Below are 762 nucleotides of genomic sequence, written 5' to 3'. Positions count from 1 at the left end.
CGCTGGCCGCGGCTGATTGTCTGCGATATCTCCGGCTATGGCGATGACGGCCCCTATGCCGGCAGGAAGGCCTACGACCTGCTGATCCAGGCCGAGGCCGGCCTGCTGTCGGTGACCGGCGGCGCCGACGGGCCGGCCCGCGCCGGCATCTCGGTGGCCGACATCGCCGCCGGCATGTACGGCTACAGCCATATCCTGGCGGCGCTGCTCCTGCGCGAGCGCGACGGCGCCGGCAGCCATATCGAGGTGTCGATGCTGGAAGCGCTGACCGAGTGGATGGGCAACCCGCTGTACTTCGCCTACCGCGGCCAGCCGCAGCCGGAACGCAGCGGCGCCAGCCATCCCAGCATCTATCCCTATGGGCCGTTCCAGGCCGGCGACGGCCAGTGGCTGCTGTTCGGCCTGCAGAACCCGCGTGAATGGCGGCGCTTTTGCGAACAGGTGCTGCAACGGCCGGAGCTGGCGGACGACCCGCGCTTCGCCGCCAATCCGCAGCGCCACCAGCGGCGGGCGCAACTGCAAGCCATCATCGACCAGGTGTTTTCCGGCCTGGATTCCGAGCAACTGCTGAGCCGGCTGGAGCGGGCCGGCATCGGCTGCGGCCGCGTCAACGCGATGGCCGATGTCTGGCGTCACCCGCAATTGGCGGCGCGGCGGCGCTGGCGGCAGGTGGATTCGCCGGCCGGGCCGATACCGGCGCTGCTGCCGCCGGGCGTCAGCGACGGCTTCGACTACCGGATGGACGCGATCCCGGCGCCGGGA

At 71.1% G+C, this 762-nt stretch carries 1 protein-coding gene; it reads left to right on the top strand.

The features are described from left to right. Positions 1-762: CaiB/BaiF CoA transferase family protein (locus LQT98_RS23970; protein WP_231465777.1), on the top strand; the 762-nt coding region annotated here is incomplete at both ends.

The sequence above is a fragment of the Chromobacterium aquaticum genome (genome assembly GCF_021129195.1).
GTDB classification, from domain to species: domain Bacteria; phylum Pseudomonadota; class Gammaproteobacteria; order Burkholderiales; family Chromobacteriaceae; genus Chromobacterium; species Chromobacterium aquaticum.
This window is presented reverse-complemented; position numbering and strand designations above follow the sequence as displayed.